The organism is Microcystis sp. T1-4, from assembly GCF_000297435.1.
GTDB lineage: Bacteria > Cyanobacteriota > Cyanobacteriia > Cyanobacteriales > Microcystaceae > Microcystis.
Genome location: NZ_CAIP01000391.1, coordinates 1 through 22,235, shown reverse-complemented (window position 1 = coordinate 22,235; position 22,235 = coordinate 1). Strand labels below are relative to the sequence as shown.

Annotated in this window: 21 protein-coding genes and 1 pseudogene; 7 read left to right on the top strand and 15 right to left on the bottom strand. The window is 42.4% G+C overall.

Translation table 11 applies throughout. The features are described 5' to 3' along the window. Window positions 1-343: 343 nt before the first annotated feature. The gene (gene psbP / locus MICAI_RS17965) at window positions 344-892 is read right to left on the bottom strand and encodes a photosystem II reaction center PsbP (protein WP_008205525.1); all 549 of its coding nucleotides are present in this window, start codon (window positions 890-892) and stop codon (window positions 344-346) included. A 62-nt stretch (window positions 893-954) separates the two neighbouring features. Between psbP and MICAI_RS17960 the strand changes: the two genes are divergently transcribed. Continuing rightward, window positions 955-1,737 carry a tetratricopeptide repeat protein gene (locus tag MICAI_RS17960; RefSeq protein ID WP_008205523.1) on the top strand — a complete coding sequence of 261 codons (783 nt, stop codon included), beginning with the start codon at window positions 955-957 and terminating at the stop codon, window positions 1,735-1,737. A gap of 74 nt (window positions 1,738-1,811) precedes the next feature. Here MICAI_RS17960 and psb34 read toward each other — a convergent pair whose 3' ends face one another. The 12 genes from psb34 to MICAI_RS17900 form a co-directional block, all read right to left on the bottom strand. Next, the gene (psb34, locus tag MICAI_RS17955; protein ID WP_002740432.1) at window positions 1,812-1,991 is read right to left on the bottom strand and encodes a photosystem II assembly protein Psb34; all 180 of its coding nucleotides are present in this window, start codon (window positions 1,989-1,991) and stop codon (window positions 1,812-1,814) included. A gap of 434 nt (window positions 1,992-2,425) precedes the next feature. Further along, window positions 2,426-3,436: a tryptophan--tRNA ligase gene (gene trpS / locus MICAI_RS17950; RefSeq protein ID WP_002780336.1), complete on the bottom strand. Its 1,011-nt coding sequence runs from the start codon at window positions 3,434-3,436 to the stop codon at window positions 2,426-2,428. Window positions 3,437-3,497: 61 nt separating this feature from the next. Beyond that, window positions 3,498-4,811 (bottom strand): dolichyl-phosphate-mannose--protein mannosyltransferase, encoded by a 1,314-nt coding sequence (locus MICAI_RS17945; RefSeq protein WP_008205520.1) that lies wholly within the window; start codon window positions 4,809-4,811, stop codon window positions 3,498-3,500. A gap of 16 nt (window positions 4,812-4,827) precedes the next feature. Beyond that, the gene (locus MICAI_RS17940; RefSeq protein ID WP_008205518.1) at window positions 4,828-5,454 is read right to left on the bottom strand and encodes a Uma2 family endonuclease; all 627 of its coding nucleotides are present in this window, start codon (window positions 5,452-5,454) and stop codon (window positions 4,828-4,830) included. A 34-nt stretch (window positions 5,455-5,488) separates the two neighbouring features. Further along, window positions 5,489-7,537 (bottom strand): DNA phosphorothioation-associated putative methyltransferase, encoded by a 2,049-nt coding sequence (locus MICAI_RS17935; protein WP_008205517.1) that lies wholly within the window; start codon window positions 7,535-7,537, stop codon window positions 5,489-5,491. Window positions 7,538-7,580: 43 nt separating this feature from the next. Next, window positions 7,581-8,360 carry a photosystem II S4 domain protein gene (locus MICAI_RS17930; RefSeq protein ID WP_008205514.1) on the bottom strand — a complete coding sequence of 260 codons (780 nt, stop codon included), beginning with the start codon at window positions 8,358-8,360 and terminating at the stop codon, window positions 7,581-7,583. Window positions 8,361-8,431: 71 nt separating this feature from the next. Further along, window positions 8,432-8,941, bottom strand: coding sequence for a hypothetical protein (locus MICAI_RS17925; RefSeq protein WP_002796683.1), 510 nt, complete (start codon window positions 8,939-8,941; stop codon window positions 8,432-8,434). A 314-nt stretch (window positions 8,942-9,255) separates the two neighbouring features. Continuing rightward, window positions 9,256-9,444: a hypothetical protein gene (locus tag MICAI_RS27315; protein WP_008205513.1), complete on the bottom strand. Its 189-nt coding sequence runs from the start codon at window positions 9,442-9,444 to the stop codon at window positions 9,256-9,258. 52 nt (window positions 9,445-9,496) lie between these two features. Further along, window positions 9,497-10,717, bottom strand: a complete 1,221-nt coding sequence (locus MICAI_RS17915) for an efflux RND transporter periplasmic adaptor subunit (RefSeq protein WP_008205512.1) — start codon at window positions 10,715-10,717, stop codon at window positions 9,497-9,499. 43 nt (window positions 10,718-10,760) lie between these two features. Next, window positions 10,761-10,982 carry a DUF4327 family protein gene (locus MICAI_RS17910; RefSeq protein ID WP_002759020.1) on the bottom strand — a complete coding sequence of 74 codons (222 nt, stop codon included), beginning with the start codon at window positions 10,980-10,982 and terminating at the stop codon, window positions 10,761-10,763. A gap of 164 nt (window positions 10,983-11,146) precedes the next feature. Continuing rightward, window positions 11,147-12,034 (bottom strand): acetylglutamate kinase, encoded by an 888-nt coding sequence (gene argB, locus MICAI_RS17905; RefSeq protein WP_008205511.1) that lies wholly within the window; start codon window positions 12,032-12,034, stop codon window positions 11,147-11,149. A gap of 79 nt (window positions 12,035-12,113) precedes the next feature. Then, window positions 12,114-13,337, bottom strand: a complete 1,224-nt coding sequence (locus MICAI_RS17900) for a M20 metallopeptidase family protein (protein ID WP_008205510.1) — start codon at window positions 13,335-13,337, stop codon at window positions 12,114-12,116. An 841-nt stretch (window positions 13,338-14,178) separates the two neighbouring features. Here MICAI_RS17900 and MICAI_RS17895 point away from each other — a divergent pair. The 5 genes and pseudogenes from MICAI_RS17895 to MICAI_RS17875 form a co-directional block, all read left to right on the top strand. After that, window positions 14,179-14,697: a phycocyanin subunit beta gene (locus tag MICAI_RS17895; protein ID WP_008205509.1), complete on the top strand. Its 519-nt coding sequence runs from the start codon at window positions 14,179-14,181 to the stop codon at window positions 14,695-14,697. A gap of 66 nt (window positions 14,698-14,763) precedes the next feature. Continuing rightward, complete coding sequence (gene cpcA, locus MICAI_RS17890) at window positions 14,764-15,252, top strand: phycocyanin subunit alpha (RefSeq protein WP_008205508.1); 489 nt, start codon at window positions 14,764-14,766, stop codon at window positions 15,250-15,252. A 177-nt stretch (window positions 15,253-15,429) separates the two neighbouring features. Next, complete coding sequence (locus tag MICAI_RS17885; RefSeq protein ID WP_008205507.1) at window positions 15,430-16,308, top strand: phycobilisome linker polypeptide; 879 nt, start codon at window positions 15,430-15,432, stop codon at window positions 16,306-16,308. Window positions 16,309-16,445: 137 nt separating this feature from the next. After that, window positions 16,446-18,122, top strand: a complete 1,677-nt coding sequence (ribBA, locus tag MICAI_RS17880; RefSeq protein ID WP_008205506.1) for a bifunctional 3,4-dihydroxy-2-butanone-4-phosphate synthase/GTP cyclohydrolase II — start codon at window positions 16,446-16,448, stop codon at window positions 18,120-18,122. Between the two features lie 107 nt (window positions 18,123-18,229). After that, window positions 18,230-18,660 (top strand): annotated as a pseudogene (locus tag MICAI_RS17875) (Uma2 family endonuclease); the annotation flags it as partial. 292 nt (window positions 18,661-18,952) lie between these two features. On the opposite strand, the gene MICAI_RS17870 reads toward MICAI_RS17875, so the two are convergent. Next, on the bottom strand, window positions 18,953-19,297 hold the full coding sequence (locus MICAI_RS17870; protein ID WP_008205503.1) for a hypothetical protein: 345 nt from the start codon (window positions 19,295-19,297) through the stop codon (window positions 18,953-18,955). A gap of 357 nt (window positions 19,298-19,654) precedes the next feature. Between MICAI_RS17870 and MICAI_RS17865 the strand changes: the two genes are divergently transcribed. Beyond that, window positions 19,655-20,089 (top strand): hypothetical protein, encoded by a 435-nt coding sequence (locus MICAI_RS17865; RefSeq protein WP_039900490.1) that lies wholly within the window; start codon window positions 19,655-19,657, stop codon window positions 20,087-20,089. A gap of 273 nt (window positions 20,090-20,362) precedes the next feature. Here MICAI_RS17865 and MICAI_RS17860 read toward each other — a convergent pair whose 3' ends face one another. Beyond that, window positions 20,363-21,355 (bottom strand): acyltransferase family protein, encoded by a 993-nt coding sequence (locus MICAI_RS17860; protein WP_039900489.1) that lies wholly within the window; start codon window positions 21,353-21,355, stop codon window positions 20,363-20,365. Window positions 21,356-22,235: the final 880 nt, after the last annotated feature.

The following is a 22,235-nucleotide window of genomic DNA, read 5'->3' as shown; positions in this document are numbered from 1 at the left end:
TTATCAGTTATCAGTTACCAGTTATCAGTTATCAGTAATCAGTTATCAGTAATCAGTTATCAGTTACCAGTTATCAGTTACCAGTTATCAGTTACCAGTTATCAGTTATCAGTTACCACTTCCCCACTGATTACTGACTCAGTAAGTAATCTCAATTAATTGTTAGATAATTGTTAGATAGTGGGACAGGCTTCTGGTTCTTTGTCTGTTATCTTTAATTGTAAACCGGCTACCTAGTTGATGATAGGTGGTGCGTTACGACGGATTGTTACCTTTAAGTCAAAACAGGAATTTTTGCCGTCTAACGCACCCTACGTTTTACTATTGCCTGTTGCCAGTTTCCCTAACTAACCGAGAAAGAATCAACGATAGTTTCAAAGAGTTCTTGAATTTGCGTCCAACGTTTTTGGGAAGTGGAAAGATTAAAAGAATAGAGTTTATTATTATTAACCGTGACGCTGGCCAGATTATGACGTTCTTGGCCGTTGGCTAATTTAACTTGATATTCGAGGATATAATAATCTTGGCCGTCGATTTGATGAGATTCTGAGCGAATTAATTCTACTTCCTTATCAAGATTGGGGTTAAGACTGTTATTTTTTAGGAGACGATAGCCAACTTCCGAGGGTGTCCCTAAATCTGTTAAGGTTTTATTGTCGGGGACGGGGTTGATAATAACGCTTAAATTTTCACTCGTTTCGATCAGATCATGAAAAACCACATCTACTCCTGCAACTTTTTTCACATCCACCTGCGTCCAACCCTTAGGATATAAAAATTGATAGCCTTGGCTGCCACTGGTGTATCCTTGCAGTCCAGCGATGGGAGTTGCACAAGCGGTGAAGAGGAGGGTGGTGATTAGGAGGAAAGTCGCCAAAAGAGATTTAATCATGATATTTTGACCTGTAAGTAGGGCTGTTTAATTTTACCTTGAATTGTTTAGGTGAACGGATTATGAAAATTAAGAAAAAATTGACAATTATTATAGCTATAGCGACTTTTTTACTGACTATCTCTCCCCTAAGCTCTCAAACTACCGCTAACCCCGTCAAGGCTGTAGAATTTTATAATCGGGGGGTGGATCGTTTAAGCGCAGGGGATTACTCAGGGGCGATCGCAGATTTTACTCAAGCTCTACAATTAGAACCGAAGGATGCCGATGCTTACTATAATCGCGGCTATGCGGAATTAGTTCTCGGCCAGTACGAGCGAGCGATCGCAGATTATACCCAGACCTTGACAATCAACCCCAATTATGTTAATGCTCTCGGTAATCGTTGTTATGCCTATTATCTGACGAAAAAATACGAGGCAGCGGTGGAAGATTGCACAAAAGCGATTACTTTAAACGGAAATTTTGCTGATTTCTTTATTTATCGCGGTAATGCCAAGGATGACTTGGGAAGACACGCAGAAGCGATCGAGGATTACACAAAAGCTTTGAGTTTACAGGGAACCAGAGGACAGGATCGCATTTTCTATAATCGCGCTCTAGCCTATAACCGAGCCGGACAGCAGGAAATGGCTTTAAGGGACTATGATGAGAGTCTGAAAATCAATGCTAATTTTGCCGAAGCGTACCACAATCGGGGTTTAACCCATTATAAATTGGGAAACAGGGAAAAAGCGATCGCTGATTTAGAGGCGGCAGCTCGTCTAGCGTTATCTCAGGGTAAACAGGGGACTGCGGCTAAGTCTCAATCAGCAGTGGCATTAATTCAGGCTCAAAAGCCCTAAAACAGGGAGTAGTTGTGATTTTAGCACTAAAGAGGAGTAAAAAGGGCTAAATCGCAACTACGAGGGACTAAATTTTAGCCAGCTTGGGATGCGTAAAAAGCGACGGCTAACAGTCCACCCACAAGTGTGATCGCAGCAACACCCCAGAAAATATAATTACGTTGTTGCGATTTAGTCGGGGGATCCGCTTGATAAACTTTCGGTTCGGCGGCGAAATTATTTAAGCGTCCACCTTCTTCGTTTGTATAAGGCATAATCAAAACCTCAAATATGACAATTTTTCAGGAAAAAAATCCTCTTATTACAATAGTACAACATATTAGTAACCGAGTCGGGGATGTGGGAAATTCCCACGGGGATAACAATTCTTAGTCTTGGGGTAACTGCCGGACTCTGCTACTTTTATTGGCGATCGCATTTCCAATGATTGAAACTGCGAAAACAAGTTAAAAAAGGCTAATCACAACTAGAAAAAACTATAATTGAATTGTCCCAACATCTAGCATAGTATAGCCAAGAATTACAGCAAGCAGTAGCTAAAACTAATCCAACTCAACAGATAGAAAACGAATTTTTAGGGAAAATTACGGCGGAATTTCGCGACCCTCTGGCGATGAATGTTATTAGAGCGAGTTTCTCTGGACAGCCTAGCAGAAATTCGCCCCAGACATCTCTGGTTTTATTTTCTCTAAAATGGTGGTAAATAACCCATGGCATTTTTGACTCGATCGAGAGTTTGATTGGCCACCGCTTCTGCTTTGAGACGACCTTGGCGTAAAACTGTGGCTAAATAATCTTTATCCTCTCTAATTTGAGCGTATTTTTCCTGAATAGGTTTCAGAGATTCTATGGTAACTTCTGTTAACATCGGTTTAAATTGTCCCCAACCTAAATCGGCACATTCTCCCGCGACCACCTCTTGACTTTTTCCCGATAAAATGCTATAGAGAGTTAATAAATTATGGCATTCGGGCCGTTCCGGATCATCGAAAGTTAAACCCTTAACTAGATCGGTTTTACAGCGTTTAATTTTCTTGGCAATAACATCGGGACTATCGAGAATATTAATCCGACTCATCTCGGAAGGATCGGATTTAGACATTTTATTCCGGCCATCGGTTAAACTCATCACCCGCGCTCCTTCCTTGCGGATCATCGGATCAGGAAGTTTTAAAATTGGTTGTTTCGGTTGTCCAAAAAGATGATTAATTCTAACGGCTATATCGCGGGTTAATTCTAAATGTTGTTTTTGATCTTCTCCCACGGGTACTTTATCGGCATCGTAGAGTAAGATATCGGCGGCCATTAGCACGGGATAATCGAGTAAACCTGTGCCAACATTTTCCCCCTGTTTAATCGCTTTTTCTTTAAATTGAATCATATCGGTTAACCAATTTAAAGGGGTGATACAATTCAATAACCAAGTTAATTCTGTATGAGCTTTAACGTGGGATTGGACAAAGATAGTCGCATATTCTAAATCAATTCCGCAGGCTAAATATAGAGCGGCAATTGCTAAAGTATCCTCCGCAAGAGTGGCGGGATTATGGGGAACGGTGATCGCGTGTAAATCGACCACACAAAAGAAATTATCGTAGTCTTTTTGTCCCTCCACCCAATTGCGGATCGCACCGAGATAATTGCCTAAATGTAAATTGCCAGTTGGTTGCACACCAGATAAGATTCTTTGTTTACCCATAACTCCTGCGATCGCTTTTTATCATGATTTTATTGTATCAGTTTTTGCGGCTAATTTCATCCTAAATCCAATTGGGAAAAATCATTCTCAGATAATAATCCCGCACTGACAGGGGAATGCCTAAATAAATTGGTAGCCAATGGATAAAAGCAAAAATTATCAAAATTATCAGCGAGCGCGAGCCATTTTTATAAATAGGACTGGAACTTTCTAACCCATCGGCTAAGAGCCAAGCTAGAGCAATCAAAGTGAAGCTATAGGCAGCCATATAATGATAGAGAAAGGTACAGCGACTAATTTTTAACCAGGGCAGCAGATTGGCAATATAGTTACAGATAAGATAGGCGGAAATTACCCGCTCTTTTCGGTTAAATAATCGACTAAAAACCACTAGAATCGCTCCCGTAGAAAACCACCACAAAAACGGATTTCCCATAGCGTGAACATCATAAATTTTATCACCTAATCTCTCAAAATAATAAGCCACTGGTCGCCCCATTACTAACCAACTATACCAGGGAGAACAATAGGGATGAACATCAGATTGATTACCTTTTATTCTCTGATGAAATGACCAAATTTCCTGATGTACTTGCCAAAAATTATATTGATGGTTGACGAGAAGATGCGGTATCCACAGTAAACTATAGGTAACTAGGGGAAAGACAATTAAAGCGATAAAAATGTCCTCTAATCTCAGGTTAGTTGCCTTTGTCCAAAGATGATCTTTTGACTGCTCTTGATTAAATAATTTTATTAACCAAGCAATACCGATAAAAATAAATATTCCCAGTAAAAATCCTAAGCCATTCCATTTAATATTTGCCGCTAAACCGAAAGAAACTCCTGATAATAATAGCCAATTGAGTTTCTGATTTTTCTGGAGTGCTAATAAAAAAAATAATTGTCCAGACAAACCGAATAAAATTAAGTAAATATTGTTGAGAGCATAGCGGGATTCCACCAGAAATAATCCTTCTAAACTAGCGAGGAAAGTTGTGATTAAAAATACAGTTTTTCTCTGGGTTAATTGATAAGCAATTCCCCCAATAATTAGGGGAATAAAAGAACCAGTCAAAGCATTTAACCAGCGATAACTAAAAGTTGAGCGCAGGGAACCTGTTAAATTATTAATGGTTTCAGGATCGGCAGGAAAATGGGAACCAATCCAGATACTAATAGCAATTAAATATTGACTTAACGGTGGATGAGACTGGAAAAAATCTTTACCGATTAGATATTCATTGCCGTATTTAGCATAATAAACTTCATCGAAAACAAGTGTATTAAATTGACTGAGATTCCAAAATCTTATCGCCAGAGAAAATAAAAATATCCCTAGGATAGATAGGTTAAATTTTACTTGAGAATTCATGGAAAAATAATAGTTATTATAACTGGGAATTTTCTGTTAAACGCAAGCGAAATTCTTTGACAGCCAAACGGGGATTAGGATGGTTGACGTATTCGGCTAATAATTCTAAATTTAAATCTGGTAATAAAGCACTTTTAGGGATTAAAATATATTCGCCATTCTCTTGCAAAGAATAGATTTTTAACTGATTATCTTGCCAAAACCAAACCTCTTGAGTTCCCAATCTTTTATAAACTTCTAAAACTTTCAGGCTGCCACTGGTTAAGATTATTTCGATCGCCAAATCAGGAAACTCTTTTTCTGTAAATAAACAAAAACATTTGTCAGGTTCTTTTCCCGCTTCTTTTTCCTGTTTTCGCAAAGTGGTGGAACCTAATCCCCAGAAATCAATTTCAGCATATTCTAAATAAGCTTCTACTAATCTACCAATATCTTCTTTGCTAACTTCGTGACGACGACTAGGAGCCATAATTTCTACCATTCCATCTAAGTAAGTAATGCGATAACTGGAACTATCTTCTAAATGTTTTAAGAGGGTTTCGTACTGTTGCCAATTAACCCCAGAAATTAACATTCTTTGTTCAGGATCATTAGCTTTTAACTCGAAATCTTCTAATCCTTGTAACCGAATCGTAGTCATCATACAATTAATTACCTCGTCTATTTTACTTAATTACTCAGGAAGACTTATTTTGATTTCTTCTGGCGTTAATTTTAGCGCGTAAAATCCTCACTTTATAGGGATCAGCATCTTTTCGCCACAGGATCTGATAGCCTTTGATTGTAGCACAATTCTCCTCTAAACATTTTTGCCAACCCTGTAAACGTTCGATCGCTTTTCTATCTTCTAACAATCCCCAATCCTTTTCTAATTGAGTTAAGCGAACCAATTTATCATAGTTAGGATAATCCGCCATTACTAAAAGCTCTTTTTCGTGTAGAATTGGCGGATTAGGACTATCCTGGTAATCGCGAAAACTAAAATCAGCCGAACCTAAATATACATCCATGCTAGTAGCTAAAATCGGATGAATTTCTGTATCAAAATTGGGGTAATAGAGATAGGAAATTTTGGGTTGACGAAAAGATAAACGAACAACGTTAGCATTTTCTAACCGTCCGATAGTTTGACTAGCACAACCTTCATATAAGCGTAATAACATCGGTAATTTTTCCAGAATGCTAATATGAATAGTTAGGGAATAACGGGAAAGTTTGCCTAGGGAACTATTTTCACAAGCACGAGCGATCGCTGGCAGATTTCCCGCACTTATTAACACTTCTTCTGCTAAAGCGCAAGCATTGCGATAACTGCCAAATAAAGCTTTAAAATCGGCACGGGTAGCGGGGGATAATTCCCGTACTTTCGGACAGTGGCTAAATTGACTTAAAGCTAAATAAAGTAAAAGATCGGCGCGTCTTTTGTCGGCAATTATCTCCCATTCTTCCGCTTCTGTTACTTGTAGAATCACTTGAAAAGCGCGTCTAAAAGTGCCAAATTCTGCCTTAATTTCCTCCTCTTGCAATAATTCTCCTGCAACGGGTAAACGTCCCTGCTGGGTGTAAAATTCCATTAGGGGAGTTAATAAATCTTCGTAATCTTCAAAGCGTTTGAGATGGGTTTTAATTTTAGGAGTGGTAGTGCGGGAACGACATCTGGATAAACGAAAAGCTTCCGCTTTCTCTTCCTCTCGAAAAACTAGATAAACTCCCAAAGTTATCGGAATAGAATCAACCCCCAAAGTATTATCAATATACTGTTTTAGTTCTTCCTGTTGATAGTATTTTTGAAAGGTATTTCGACGGGTTATAATTCCATCTTCATAAGCCATTAGACCCCGTTCGCTATCATCAATTAAAATCTGTGCCGAAACGATTAAAACTTGACGGGTTAATTGCCAAGCTGTTAATAAAGCTTCCTGTCGTTCTTCCGCGGATTCAATAACATTAATTACATAGCCTAAATTAACAATATCAGATTCAATTAAAGGACTATCGGGACGATAATACGGATCCCAACCTTCACTTTGATAACCCTGTTCAGCTATGCGTTCTATATCACCTCCATAACCACAACCGTAATCAAAAAAAGTGGTTTCAGGAAGAAATAATCCCGCCGCTAATGCTAATCTTGCTGGACGAGAAAGGGTTTTGCGAACAAGAGCGGCTTTGTGGCGATCAATTATTATCGATTTTTCCCTTTGTCCCTCTAGATTACAAACTAAATAATCTCCTGCAAAATCAAGGTGATGCTTTCTTAAAAGCCGTTGCCATTCCTGTTTAGTACCGATGGGATAAGAACTATTTAAAAGTCCTAAAGCACTCTCGATTTTTGTAAGATGCTCGAATTCTTCATAAAGAGGATAGTCCCTAGTAACAAAAGTTTCTTTTCGGTGTAAAATGGGCGGATTATCAGCATTTTGATAATTCCATTCACTTAAGATTAATGTCCCCATATCTACCACTAAACTTTTAGTTAAAACTGGGTGAGGTTCCCGATCAAAATCGGGATAAAAAAGATAGGATATTTTCGGTTTATCGGTGCTAAATTTAATTATTGTTGCCTCAGATAAATGCTGATTAATTCTTGCTTGTTGTTCGTAATCCTGAAGGATAGGATCCAGTTGCTGTAATGCTTCTTGATGAACATAAAGCGCCCCCGGTAATAGTTTACCGATGGGACTAACTTGACACAGTTGCACGATTAAGGCGAAATTCTCAGCCATGGCAATTAATCTGTCTAATAACAAATTCTAGAGACAGAAAAAACTAAATAAATCTAGTTAAATGAACCCGATAGCGCTCTTTTTTTGTCACAGTCACCTCACCCACTTCTAAACGACCTTTTCCCCGAAAAGAAATCAAATCACCGGTTTTAACGTTATAACTAGATTGACTGATATCTTTCCAGTTAACTCGCACATCCCCGGCGCTAATTGCTTCGGCCATTTTACTGCGAGAAATGCCAAAACCCGCCGATGCGATCGCATCCAAACGTAAGGAAGCTTCCACAGTATTAATTTCTTTTTTTTGCGGTGGTCTAACTTTTAATTCCGTCAAAGGAATCGGGCTAGTTTTCACGGGAACCGAACGCACTTGTAGTAAATTAGCAGATAAAAAATCTGCCAATTCAGGCACTACAATTGCCTGCGCTCCTCGCTCACCTAAAACGATTATATCGCCGACTTTTTCCCGAACAATCCCCGTCCCCAACATCGCCCCTAAAAAATCCCGATGGTTAGCGGTATCAAACAGAAAATTACCGGCAATATCAAGGGCAGATAGGGGAATATCTGTTACTGCCAAAGGTAAATCAACTCTAGCAATACCGAGGCGCTGTCTTTCCGCTTGGGGATAACCGCCCCATTTTTGCATTGATACATCAGTTAAACGCTGAAAAACTCGTTCTACTTCCGCCAAAACCGCAGGAGAAAGAAAGTCTGTCACCGTCACTTCCCAAGTCTTAATCGCTTGTTCGGCTTTATCAATAACTTTCGCTATGTCCTCGCGGTTTTCAACACCCTTTAGTAATTCTTCTCTTGGTAACATTGTTTTCTGGTAATTAATCAAAAATTCTTAGGAAAAAATCAGATGACCGATAACCTATTCCTAATAACCGTTCACTGTTCTAGGGCGTATCCTTGCAGATTTTCGGGGTTAAATTGGCGGAGGATAAGAGTCGCTTGATTTTTCAGGTTTTCCGAACCCTGCACGACAATAATATATTTTCCCGCACCGAGACGATTGCGATAGGGAAGTGCATCGCCACTGCCGGACGATAAACCCACGCCACCACCGACGAAAATACTGCCCATCGCCCCCCCAATCGCCCCAGCAATGCCGCCGACGATATGATTGCCCGGTTCTCCGGCCCAATCAAAGGTATGCAATCCCGTAATCAGGTTAAAAAGGTAGCCCCCGGCAAAACCGAAGGGAATTAGCCAAAAAGCCATGAGAGTAGCCCGTTTTTTGGCCTGCTGGAAGGGATCGATCAAACCGAACTCATCGGCACTTTTATAGCCTCGACCGAGAATGGTCACTTGAGATTGGGGAATTCCCGCTTTTTCGAGGGCAACGGCAGCTTCTTCTGCTTCTATGCGATCAGCTAACACGGCAATGAGATAATTCATATTCTCCAACTTTTCAGGCTATCTTCATCTCCTATTGTAAGGATTTTGGGGACCGAAAAGCCCCTCGCTCGAGAAAATATGCAAGGGGATGGGAAAAAATTATTTTATTTGGCTTATTTCTGGCAATAATTGACCATAAAGATCAAGGGAGATGGTCTAATTATCATTATTAACAAGAAGTTTCTCCAGATTATTACCATTGATATCATACTGTCAAGCTTGACTCACTTGTGTCATGATTTTAATGTTATCCTGGTTCACTCCTGACGGAAAAACTAAAAAATAGGTTAGAGTTCCGGCAATGATAGCTAGTCCTAAGGAATAGATAAGAAAAAGAGCAAGAAAACCCGTGCGATTGCCCTGTCAATCGTAGCTGATTGGGTCGCCCTTTTTTCGGTAGTGGGCAAGAACCCTCCTGCGGCCACTCCCACCAATCCGACTTTAGTTGTGGGTTCTGGAATGGTTTCCCTGCGTTCTTGCAAAACTTCAAGGTAAAGTTCCATCGCTTCTTTAATATTTTCCTGAACCTCTTCAAAGGTATCTCCAATGGTTTGCTCAAGAATTACTTAGGATACTGACGCGGACTTTTTCCCCATTTTGCAAAGGTTTACTACTATTGACCACGAAACGCTCCCCCGGTTCGAGTCCAGTGATAATTTCTACTTGACCGTCAAGCGCTTGACCGAGACGAACAGGCCGTTTTTCTACTTGCGAGTTAGACTCGGAAAGGACGAAAATTGCCGCGGACTCCCCTTGACCGACAATTGCCGTTTCCGGAACAATCACCTGAGGGGCAGAATTATTATTAAACCGTACCCGGGCTAATAATCCCCCTTTGATTAAACCATCTCCATTGGGTAGAGTAATCTCCACGGGAATCCGCCGGGCCGTGCCTTGGCTGAGGGGAAAAATCCTGGTGATGCGACCGGAAAATTTTCTCTTACCGAAAGCATCAAGGCTGACATTAACCGTTTGTCCTAAATTAATCGTTTTTAAATCCAATTCTGATAATAATACTACCACCTTGACCTGTTGAAAATCGCCAATTTTGAGGACTTCATCGCCGATACTGACTAAATCCCCCAGCTCTTTCAGTTTTTCGATAACTATCCCCGTCGCCGGTGATTTAAGAATAGCGTAGGCCTGACGTTGTTGTTCCTGAGCGATGACCGATTTTTGGGCGGCAATTCTGCCGATAATTGCGGCCACTACCTGCTCCTCGACTTTAATTCTTGATCGCGCGCTATTAACGGCTTTTAAAGCCACTGCAGCTGTAGTTTGGGCTGTTTCGCCCTGTTGCAGGGGAATCGCCCCTTCTAGGGCTAATTTTTGCAGGCGATCAGCATCATTTTTGGCCTGTTGGTATTGTAGTTGTAGGCGCTCCACTTCAATTTCAGCGTTACTGACTTCAATTCTCGCCCGGGCTAATTCCGCTTCTAGGGCCGACAGGGCGGCTTTTTCTTGCCGGACAACGGTGGCGAGGAGACGATCATCAACACGGGCGAGGATTTGTCCTAATTGCACCTCATCTCCCACATCGACAAGGAGATTGAGTAACTGACCAGTGGCTTGCGATCGCAAAGAAACGACTTTTAAAGGTCGGGTGGTTCCCGTGTAGTCGAGATTGCGTTCGATGGTTGCTGGTGTAGCCGTGGTGACGTTGACGGTAGTAGTACGGGCCGTTGGTGGCGGTGCTTGGGTTTCGGTCCGGGGAGAACAACTGGCACTGAAGGATAAAATAACCAGAGCGGAAAGGATAATCGGATTCGATCCCATGGCGATAGTCCTAGTAGAAAGCCGCTTTTGAGTCGATGGTCGCCTATTCTTCGTCCCAAGCTTCTACCGCTACCACTTCGCTGAGAGGGTCTTGCATGGAGAAACCGAAATCGAGCAACTCTTGCTTCCAGTATCCCCACTCATCTCCGTATAAGAGAGCCAGTTTCCAGATACTATCGCTAGGTTTGACTACTTTTGCATCTATCCACTTGCTAACCTTGCGTTGAAACTTCACCATCGGGTGAGCTACAGCTTGTTTGGTCATAAATTCAATTGCTATGAAAACTTCAGATTTTGCGCTTCCCGACTAAACTAACTTCTAAGACTTTTGCCATTACAAAGGAGTGAGAAGCGCATTTATTAACTTACTTGTACACCATATCTCTGGTTTTAGGCAAGTCTTTTTGAGCAAAAGTACGGTAATTACTACTATAGATTAGTATAACCGGAGGCCACAATCATGGAACCGATGCCTAGATCGGTGAAAATTTCCAGTAAAAGGGCGTGGGGAAGACGACCATCGATAATATGAGCGGCCTGAACTCCCTGGGCCAGCGATCGCACACAGCAGCCAACTTTGGGAATCATCCCGCCGGCAACGATGCCTTTTTGAATCAACTCCCGGGCCTGTTGGATATCCAATTTAGCCAATAAGGTGGAAGGGTCTTTGTAATTCTCTAAAATTCCAGCTGTATCGGTCATCAAAATTAGTTTAGCTGCCCCTAAAGCCGCCGCTATTTCTCCGGCTACCGTATCGGCATTGATATTATGAGCTTGGCCAGTTTCATCGGCGGCCACACTGGAAATCACGGGAATATAGCCACTATTGACCAAGGATTCGACGAGGCTAGTATCGACACTGCTCACTTCTCCCACAAAACCAATGCCCTCTTTACCCACGGGACGGGCAGTGATCAGATTACCATCCTTACCGCATAATCCTACCGCTTTACCGCCGGCTTGATTGATCAGGGCAACAATTTCTTTATTGACGCGCCCCACCAGCACCATTTCTACCACATCCATGGTGTCGGCATCGGTGACGCGTAAACCGTCTTTAAATTGGGGTTCAATGCCTAATTTATCCAGCCAACTGTTGATTTCCGGACCGCCGCCGTGGACAATAACGGGACGAACCCCCACACAGGAGAGAAAAACGATATCTCGCATGACCGTGTCTTTGATAGCGCTGTTATTCATGGCCGCGCCACCGTATTTAACCACTACGGTGCGACCGCGAAATTCTTGTATATAGGGTAGGGCTTCGCTGAGGATTTTCACCCGTTGGGCATCGTTTTCGTGGGTATTATTGTTCATGGGTTTTTTTACCTGTCTGATTCAGTGATCAGTTTAGCGGTTTCGGGTTTGACAAAAACTGTTCACCTTGAACCGATTGCTAGAAAGTCTTAGAATTGCCGAATTTTTCGACGCAACGGACAAAAATCTCCACTCCCATGCCCAACACCGATTCATCGAAATCAAAGCGAGGATGATGGTGGGGATAGGCTAATCCTAATTCGGGATTGGCGGACCCCAAGAAGAAATAACAGCCCGGTACTTCTTGTAAAAAGAAGGACATATCTTCCCCTCCCAGGGTTTGACACTCGGGAACGATTCCGGCCGGGGTTTCCACCACTTGTGCGGCGATTGAGCGTACTAATTCCGCCATCTGATCATGATTGATTACCGGGGGATACAATTGCCAGTAATCGAATTGATAACTAGCCCCCTGACTTTGACAGATGCCCGCGATAATTTCTTGCATCCGTTGTCGGAAATAGCCCCCTAACTGGGGATTGAAATAGCGCACTGTCCCACTGAGATTAGCACTATCGGCGATCACGTTTCTAGCGGTTCCCGCCGCTAATTTACCCACAGTCACCACGGCGGCATCGAGGGGGTTAAGATTGCGGGCGACGATGGTTTGCAAGGCGTTGACGATTTGGGCCGCCACCAGTATTGAATCGACGGTTTGATGGGGAATTGCCCCGTGGCCGCCCCGGCCTTGAATCTGGAGATCGAAACATTCCACCGCCGCCATTAAAGGCCCATTTTTCACGCCCACTGTCCCTAAGGGCAGATTATTCCAGAGATGCAACCCGATAATTCCCTCCACGTCGGGATTTTTCAGCACTCCCGCTTCGATCATCGGTTTCGCCCCCCCCGGCCCCTCTTCGGCGGGTTGGAAAATAATTTTTACAGTCCCCTTGACATCGTGACGGTTTTGTGCTAGGTAAACTGCTGTGCCGAGGGCGATGGCTGTGTGACCATCGTGACCACAGGCGTGCATTTGGCCCGGATGTTGGGAACGATAGGGGACTTGGTTTTCTTCGGCGATCGGTAGTGCATCCATATCTGCCCGCAGGGCTAAAACTGGCCCCGGTTGACTGCCTTCGATAATGGCGACAATTCCGGTGCCGGCGATGCCGGTTTGATGGTCAATTCCGTATTTAGTCAGGGTTTGACTGATTAAGGAAGCGGTAAGGTGTTCTTGAAAGCCTAGTTCTGGTTTTTGGTGTATTTGTCGGCGCCAGTGGACTAATTGCGGCTGCAGGCAACGAATAGCAAGGCGAATTTCAGCGCCATTTAAGCTATTAGGAACGGGAATGGAGGAAATCATCGGGTTCGGACGGCTAGATTTTTTGATCACTGGTTTCTAGTTTAACTTCAGGAGACACAGGAGGCAGGAGTCAGGAGTCAGGAGGCAGGAAATAGGGTGTTAGAGTGTTAGGGTTTTAGGGTTTTAGGGTTTTAGGGTTTTAGTTGAAATTCCCCCACTTCCCCACTTCCCCACCTCCCCACTTCATAATTCATAATTCATAATTCCCACTTCCCCACCTCCCCACTTCATAATTCATAATTCATAATTCATAATTCATAATTCATAATTCCCCACCTCCCCACTTCATAATTCATAATTCCCACCTCCCCACCTCCCCACCTCCCCACTTCCCACACCCTTCTTTACAAAACTTCATCGTATTTCAGGGCTGGAAAGGGCGATCCTTGGGTAATAGGGGAAGGGAAAGCGGGGAAATATTAAAAAAAACTTAAATTTTTTATCTTGCTGGCCTTTATACCCTTAAAGCCTTGCTGTCTCTGATTTCTCGACGGTGAGAGGCTTTGAGCAATGTCAGGAATCGATGACCAACTCGATCGAGTCATTGTTAAGTGACTGTTACAAAAAGACAGCAAAAAACTTAATAAGATGTAACAAACAAAGTTTCGACAGCAGTGTATAAATTTAATTTGAGGGGCCAAGATAACAGACAAAAGTTAAGCTGGATACTTGTTTAACCTCCTTAGGTGATTTATGAGAGAGCCATGAAGTTTTTTCAGGTTTCTTGAAGTAAATCGCAACAATCGCGGTCAAGGCTAGTCCAGGCTGACCGTGAAATCCCTTAAGAGGGAAAACCTTTTAATTGCAACCAAATCCCATTTAAATTTAGGAGATTGTCACAATGTTTGACGCATTCACCCGGGTAGTATCCCAAGCTGATGCTCGCGGCGAATATTTAAGCTCTTCCCAACTAGACGCTCTGAGCGCCATGGTTGCCGACAGCAACAAACGCATGGACTCTGTTAACCGGATCACCAGTAACGCTTCCACCATCGTTGCCAACGCCGCTCGTAGCCTGTTCGCTGAACAGCCGCAACTGATCACCCCCGGTGGTAATGCCTACACCAGCCGTCGTATGGCCGCTTGCTTACGCGACATGGAAATCATCTTGCGCTATGTCACCTACGCTACCTTCGCTGGCGACGGCAGTGTTCTCGATGATCGTTGCTTAAATGGTCTTCGCGAAACCTATGTAGCTTTAGGAGTACCAGGAGCTTCCGTAGCTGCTGGCGTAAGCAAAATGAAAGAAGCTGCTTTATCCATTGCTAACGATCGCAACGGTGTCACCCTCGGCGATTGCAGTGCTTTAATGTCTGAAATTGCCAGCTACTTCGACCGCGCCGCCGCTGCTGTCGCCTAGTCCTTGGGGCTAGTCTTAATTAAACCGTAGGAAACTTATTGCAAGATTATTGGGAGATACCAAACAATGAAAACCCCCCTTACCGAAGCCGTAGCAGCCGCTGATTCTCAAGGCCGTTTCTTAAGCAGCACCGAAATCCAAGTTGCTTTCGGTCGTTTTCGTCAAGCTTCTGCCAGCCTCACCGCCGCTAAAGCTTTAACCGAAAAAGCTAGTTCTTTGATCTCCGGTGCTGCTCAAGCTGTGTACAACAAGTACCCCTACACCACCCAAATGCAAGGTGCTAACTTTGCTGCAGACCAACGCGGTAAAGACAAATGCGCTCGTGACATCGGTTACTACCTCCGCATGGTGACCTACTGCTTAGTTGCTGGTGGAACCGGTCCGATGGACGAGTACCTTATCGCTGGTATCGACGAAATCAACCGCACCTTCGACCTGTCTCCTAGCTGGTACATCGAAGCTCTCAAATACATCAAAGCCAACCATGGTTTAAGTGGCGACCCCGCGGTAGAAGCCAACTCCTATATCGACTACGCGATCAACGCTCTCAGCTAGTCCGAGTCGAAAAAACTGCTGGTCTGGAAAGACAGGAGGTTGTTAGCAAAAGGGTTAGCAATCACCTGTTCTTCCAGACCTTGTTATATCCATCGTCAAGACGGCCAGGTAATCGAACTGATCCTCACCTAGTTTTGAGCGGTTAGAAAACGATCATTTTTTTGTAGGAGAACTTTAGTGGCAATTACTACCTCAGCTTCCCGTTTAGGGACAACCGCTTTTAGCGAGGTTGCTCCCGTGGAATTACGTCCCGATTGGTCCCGTGATGACGCACAGGCAGTTATTCGCGCTGTCTATCGTCAGGTGCTAGGCAATGACTATATCATGCGTTCCGAGCGCCTTACCAGTGCCGAATCCTTACTCTGCAACGGTTCGATCACCGTGCGGGAATTCGTCCGCGCCGTGGCCAAATCGGAACTGTATAAGAACAAATTCTTCTACGGTAACTTCCAAACCCGGGTCATCGAACTTAATATCAAACATCTTTTAGGTCGCGCTCCCTACGATGAGTCGGAAGTGATCTATCACCTCGATCTTTACGAAAACCAAGGATTCGAGGCCGATATCGACTCCTATATCGATTCCGCCGAATATACCGAAAACTTCGGCGATAGCATCGTTCCCTACTATCGCGGTTTCGCCACCCAACCCGGTCAAAAAACCGTGGGATTTACCCGGATGTTCCAACTCTATCGCGGTTATGCCAACAGCGATCGCTCTCAGATTGCCGGCAAAACCTCCCGTTTAGCGGTGGAATTAGCTCAAAACGGTGCTTCGGCAGTGGTCGGTCCCTCCGGTGGCAGCGATGGTTGGGCCTATCGTCCCTCTGCTCAACGCAACACCCCGAGTAAAGCTCTTGGTGGTAGTGTGGCCTATGGTGATGTGGGTAAGCTCTATCGCGTGGAAATTGCCGCTATTAGCAAACCGGGTTATCCCAGTGTCCGTCGCAGTAGCAAAGCGGTTATCGTCCCCTTTGAACAGTTAAATAACACCCTGCAACAGATCAACCGTCTCGGTGGCAAAGTTGCCAGCATCACCCCCGCTAGTTTGAACTAATTTTCTAGCTTAAGATAGCTAAAAGTCTCCCGGGCAGCCGTCAGGTTCACCGGGAGACTTCTTTCTAGGGAACTGGCAGAAATTGACCCTCAGCAGATCGAGCAAACCTGTAGAATAAGAGTAATTCCCTCGTTTTAATGCCTGTGACTGTCACTTCGATCGCTTTTGACTCTATCGATACTGCCTTAGCGGAAATCAAAGCCGGACGTGCCATTGTCGTAGTTGATGATGAGAATCGCGAAAATGAAGGAGATCTAATCTGTGCGGCCCAATTTGCCACCCCCGATATGATTAACTTCATGGCAGTGCAAGCTCGCGGTTTAATCTGTCTGGCAATGACAGGAGAGCGTCTTGATGCTCTCGAATTGCCTTTGATGGTGACAAAAAACACCGATAGCAATCAAACCGCTTTTACCGTTAGCATCGATGCCGCTCCCCATTTAGGGGTTAAAACTGGCATTTCGGCAGAAGATCGGGCGAAAACCGTGCAAGTTGCTATTAATCCGGTCACTCGTCCCGACGATCTCACCCGTCCCGGTCATGTCTTCCCGATTCGTGCTAAAGCCGGTGGAGTCTTAAAACGCGCCGGTCATACGGAGGCAGCCGTGGATCTAGCTCGATTAGCCGGGTTGTATCCAGCGGGAGTTATCTGTGAGATCCAAAATCCCGATGGTTCCATGGCCCGTTTACCGCAACTATTTGAATACGCTCGTCAACATAATTTAAAGTTAATCAGCATTGCCGATCTGATCAGTTATCGCTTAAAATATGATCGCTTTGTCCATCGGGAAACGGTCTGTGATTTTCCTAGTCAATTCGGCACTTTTCAGCTTTATGCTTACCGAAATTTATTAGATCAAACCGAACACATCGCTATTGTGAAAGGGGATCCCGCTCTCTTTGGTGATCAACCTGTAATGGTACGAATGCACTCAGAATGTCTGACCGGGGATGCTTTGGGATCCTTGCGTTGCGATTGTCGGCAACAGTTACAAGCTGCCCTAAAAATGATCGAAAACAACGGGTTGGGGGTGGTGGTTTACCTGCGACAGGAAGGACGGGGAATTGGCTTAATTAATAAGCTAAAAGCCTATTCTTTACAGGATATGGGACTAGATACGGTGGAAGCCAACGAAAGATTAGGATTTCCCGCCGATTTGCGCGATTACGGCATGGGAGCGCAAATGCTCAACGATTTGGGGGTGAGAAATATTCGTTTAATTACCAATAATCCCCGTAAAATTGCCGGATTAAAAGGCTATGGTTTGGAAATAGTCGAGCGAGTACCTTTGCTGATCGAGGCTAATGATTATAATTCCAATTATCTGGCCACAAAAGCGGAAAAGTTAGGACATCTATTCTTACAAACCTATCTAGTTACCATCGCTCTTAGTTGGGGGGAAAATCCGCCGTCGATTTCCCAAAGATATCATCAATTAGAGAAATTACGGCAGTTAAGTCGCGCTAATCAATTATCTCTCCAAGAAGAAACCCGACCGGTAGCCAATGCTCTTTTTGATCGCGCCCCTTTGATCGTACATTTAGGTTTAGATATTCGTCAGGGGGTCAGCAGTAATTGGTATAAAAATCCTTCCCATCCCTACCTTCTGGTTATTGAAAAGATATTAAATGACATTAAAGATTGGTCGGAAATTGAACGCCTAGAATTTTTAATTTCCGACGGAGGCGATTCGATGACAGGATTACAAATGAAACTCGCTCGTCAAAAAATGTCCGATGAAGATTTATCACAATTACCACAATTAGCTACCCAAATTATCTACAGTTTTACTCGTGAGTCAGCCAAAAATTAGTTTTTTATGACCGTAGTTTTGCCTCTTGCCTCATCTCAACAAGCAATTTAAATATTTAACAGCTTAACAGTTATAATTAAATAAAGCTAGTGTAACGGGGAAAAACTATGACAACTCTCGACATTTTACCGGAAGTTACCTGTCCCCCCACCGATTTATGGAGTGATGAACCGCCTTGGGAAAGTGATCTACATCTGCAACAAATTACAATTCTGATCGGTTGTTTAGAAAGGTTATGGCAAGAAAGAAGTAATTACTATACTTCGGGCAATCTTACCATCTACTATCACGAAGAACAACTAAAAAAACGTGATTTTTTTTTGTAGTCCTGATTTTTTTGTCCTCTTAGATACAGATAAAACGTCCCCGCAAAAGTTGGGTGGTTTGGGGAGAACAGGGTAAATATCCCAATGTGATCGTGGAGATTCTTTCCGATTCTACGGCCAATATTGACCGGAATAAAAAGAAAATTCTCTACCAAAATACTTTTCGGACTCCTAACTATTTCTGGTTTGATCATGAAAGTTTAGAACTGCAATGATTGCTTCTCTTGGGGGTTTTTAGGCAGAAAAGGCGACCCTTTGGCTCCTCTCAGGCTTCGACGGTGAACCCGGTGTTAAAACTATTTGGTTGGGACTCCGAAGGTGACATGATATCAGCCAGACTTGGAAACTATCTCATCAAATTAGTCCCCCATAGAAACCCCTTGAGCCATCATGCACACTTTTCTCTTTTTGTCAAATTTTATGTTAAGAAAGATGTGACTAATGGATAGGCTTATCAAGGGGGGATCAATCTTCAATTTAATTAGAACCACTTAACTTACTTGACTAGAATTTAACCTTACTAGCCAACCAATTAGTAATTAATTTCGGGCTATTTTTCTTCACCCAATAGAGAGCATAAATTCTGAACATAGGCTTAGAAAAACGAGCGATCGCTTTCATAATAAAATTTAAGTAACGACTATGAAACTTTTTATTAATTAAATTTAACGAACCCACATCGTAAAGACAGTCGATGATAATTCTAAAAGTCGTTTCCTCTCTTTGGAATAAACTATCTATTAACAATAGCACTTCCTGAATCCGTTGCTGTTTAAGCTGTTCCTCTTCGGAAACAGCCGAGAGAATCTGCTGCTGCTTAGATAATTTACTATCCGATGGGGTTAACATGATATGGTAGGAAAAAAATTAACTTGTTTTGATTTTATCCCTATTTGCCGATTTTGCAAGACCAAACCCCCCATCTATCCCCATTTTTACAATAACACGGATCTTTCCTCTCCCATGCCGTCTTGACTGTGATTGCTGTGATTGTGTCATGGACTGTGATTGATTAAGAAAAATAGGGCAGAATAAAATTATGAAAGCTACAATGAGGACTGAATCATGAATGCTCCCTTAACCACAAGTTTACTTTAGCAGTACAGGAATTTACCACTGAAGCAATCTCTAAAATCCCTATATTGTGGGAAAAAATCAAAACCCAATAATATAATAAACTCAACCCTCATCACCCCGATTTTATCTATCGACCCTCTTACAGGAGCAGCGATCGCAGTTGGTTCGATTATTGCCACTAAAGCGTTAGAGAAAACTGGTGAAAAAGTGGGAGAGAAAGTTTGGCAACAAACAGAAAAATTTCTCACTTCCCTGAAACAAGTTTCTCCAGATACTGTCACCGCAATTGAAAAAGCACCCGAACAACCTTTAGATTATGGACAGGCAATTCTGGAGGTTGAATCTGTTGCTAAAACCAGTCCCGAATTAAGCCAAATTATAACCGAGTTGGTTGACATTGTAGAAGCCGAACCTTTACCTAATTTAAAGGATATTCTTAACAATATTGCTAAGGGTTTGCAATCTCAATCCTCTGGACAAAAAATCTATATCAAAACCATTGAAAAAATTGTTAATTTTTCTCAAAGGGACATTAATATTAATGAACAAAATATCACCATGTAATGTCTTGGGTGCGTGCAATGCACCCCGACGGAACCGAAAAAAATGCCATTGTAGGGGCGAACTGCGTTCGCCCTTCCCCTTTTGATGTGTTAATATTGTATGATTAAACATTTTTTTCACAGCATTATGTTACCAATATGGATCAAAAAATAGTCAATTATGCTCAAGGCAATATCAATATTGACAAGCAAAATATTTATAATTATCCGCCTAACCAAGAGCCTCCTCAACCCAATCCTCACAATTTATCTAATAGTAATATACCTAGATTTGTTAGGTAGACTGCCCAGTTTTATTTGACTTTGCTTCACCAAGAAGTAAAAATGCCAAAATTGCCCATCTGCGAATCAATAAAACAAAAAGAATCGAAAGAATAATGACAGCAAAAGCAATTATCAATTTTGAAGATATTGAGTATGGCGAGTAATTTAAAGATAATTTATTAAAAGCGAACTCAATAATCTCAATAAATAAATGATGACAGATATAAATTCCATAAGTTGTACTTAAAATACTATTCGTAATCTTAGATACTTTGTAAGTTGGCCGCATTAAACAAGCTATCAAAATAGCTACTGGAAGAAGGAGGCTAGAGACTGCAAGGGAAGAAACCCCTTTCTTTTCAACACCCAAGAAAATTAAGGCAAAAGCACTTATAACACTAAAAACAAATACCTTGTTTCTCATTTGCATAAAATGCGGTAGCAAAGTCAGTACGGACTGAGAAATAAAAGTGTAGTATAAAGCCCTTGAAAAAAAGTCATTACTAAAACCTAAATAACTAGTTCCTCTAAAAAAATTACTAGCAACAATTAATGATATAATAGAAAAAATAGCTAGAAACTTAGCTGAAATTTTGCAATCTCGATCTACAAACAAAGTGTAAATTGCTGACGCTACTATTAAAAAACACAAAAGTAGAGGGAGAAAATAAAGCTGAACCGCTGCTCCTCCAAGGAATATAATTGCGAACCAATCATAATCTAATCTCGTCTGAGTTGCCAGGGATTCCACAGTGCGAGATATAAGGTAGATAGCGCTCCAAGAGAAATATGGAATTAAAATACGCCAGACATTAATTTTATCGAATCTAGCAGCTTTTGACTGAAATAGGTAAAGAGATGTGAGCAGAAAAAAGGGTACGGCACCTATCCCGAAGTATGCTGTCATCTTTTCTGCATTTAATGAGGATGGTTCTAGGTGAATCAGGATTACGCCGAAGGCGTAGATTAATCGAATATAGTCAATTGTATAGTTTCGTGCCATGGCATGATATCGATTTGAAGACAGAATTGTGGATTGTTTTTATTCTACTGTGCCTTGAGTGAAGCTAAGATATATGGCAGCAATTGGGATTCTTCATTAGACAGTATATCTCGACTTACCCCGTATAAACATACTAGCTATGGCTAAAAGTCTTACAGAGCCTGAGTTAAAGCAATGCAATACTAAAGAACTACTGGACACAAAATCCTGAAGTTCTTACCCAGATAGGGTTTGAGGCAAAAATTTTCAAATTTGACCTTTAGACCATTATAGCTTGTTTCGGGGCAGAAAACCAGCAAAAACATGGCTACAGAGGGAATCCCTTACTCTAGAGATTAATGACACTATCTGTCAAGATCAGGTTAGCGATCACTATACAGCCAACTCTACGGAATCGCTCTACTCCAGCTACAGTCAACGGTACAGCGGCCCGACGGCTCGACTGAGCATCGCCGAACGTCTGAGCATCGCCGAACGTCCATTTTCAAGTAAAAAATGTACCCAGTAGTCTCTTTTCAATTTTTTCTTAGAAGCTCCATGCAGTAAGGGTTTTGTTAATTTTATAGTATTTATGTATGGGTGAAGTCCAGACATAAGCTGTCCCCCTCCAGAGACTTAAGTAAAAATACTTAGCTGGTGAAGGTTTTCTCGGTGGCCGCTAGGGGGGTCTTGAGAACCCTAATTATGAAAAAATAGGGGCTCTTCGGTAATTGTTATGCAAATAATTAACTTAAAATAAAATTCGATAAAAGTAACTACGCTCAAAAATAGCTGAAATTAATACAGGAAAAGACTTGAGGCACAAACTGGTTAATACCAAAAGATATACAATTGAGTTAAAATTTAATATAATAGCCAAAAACCAGAGTATTTTACTTAT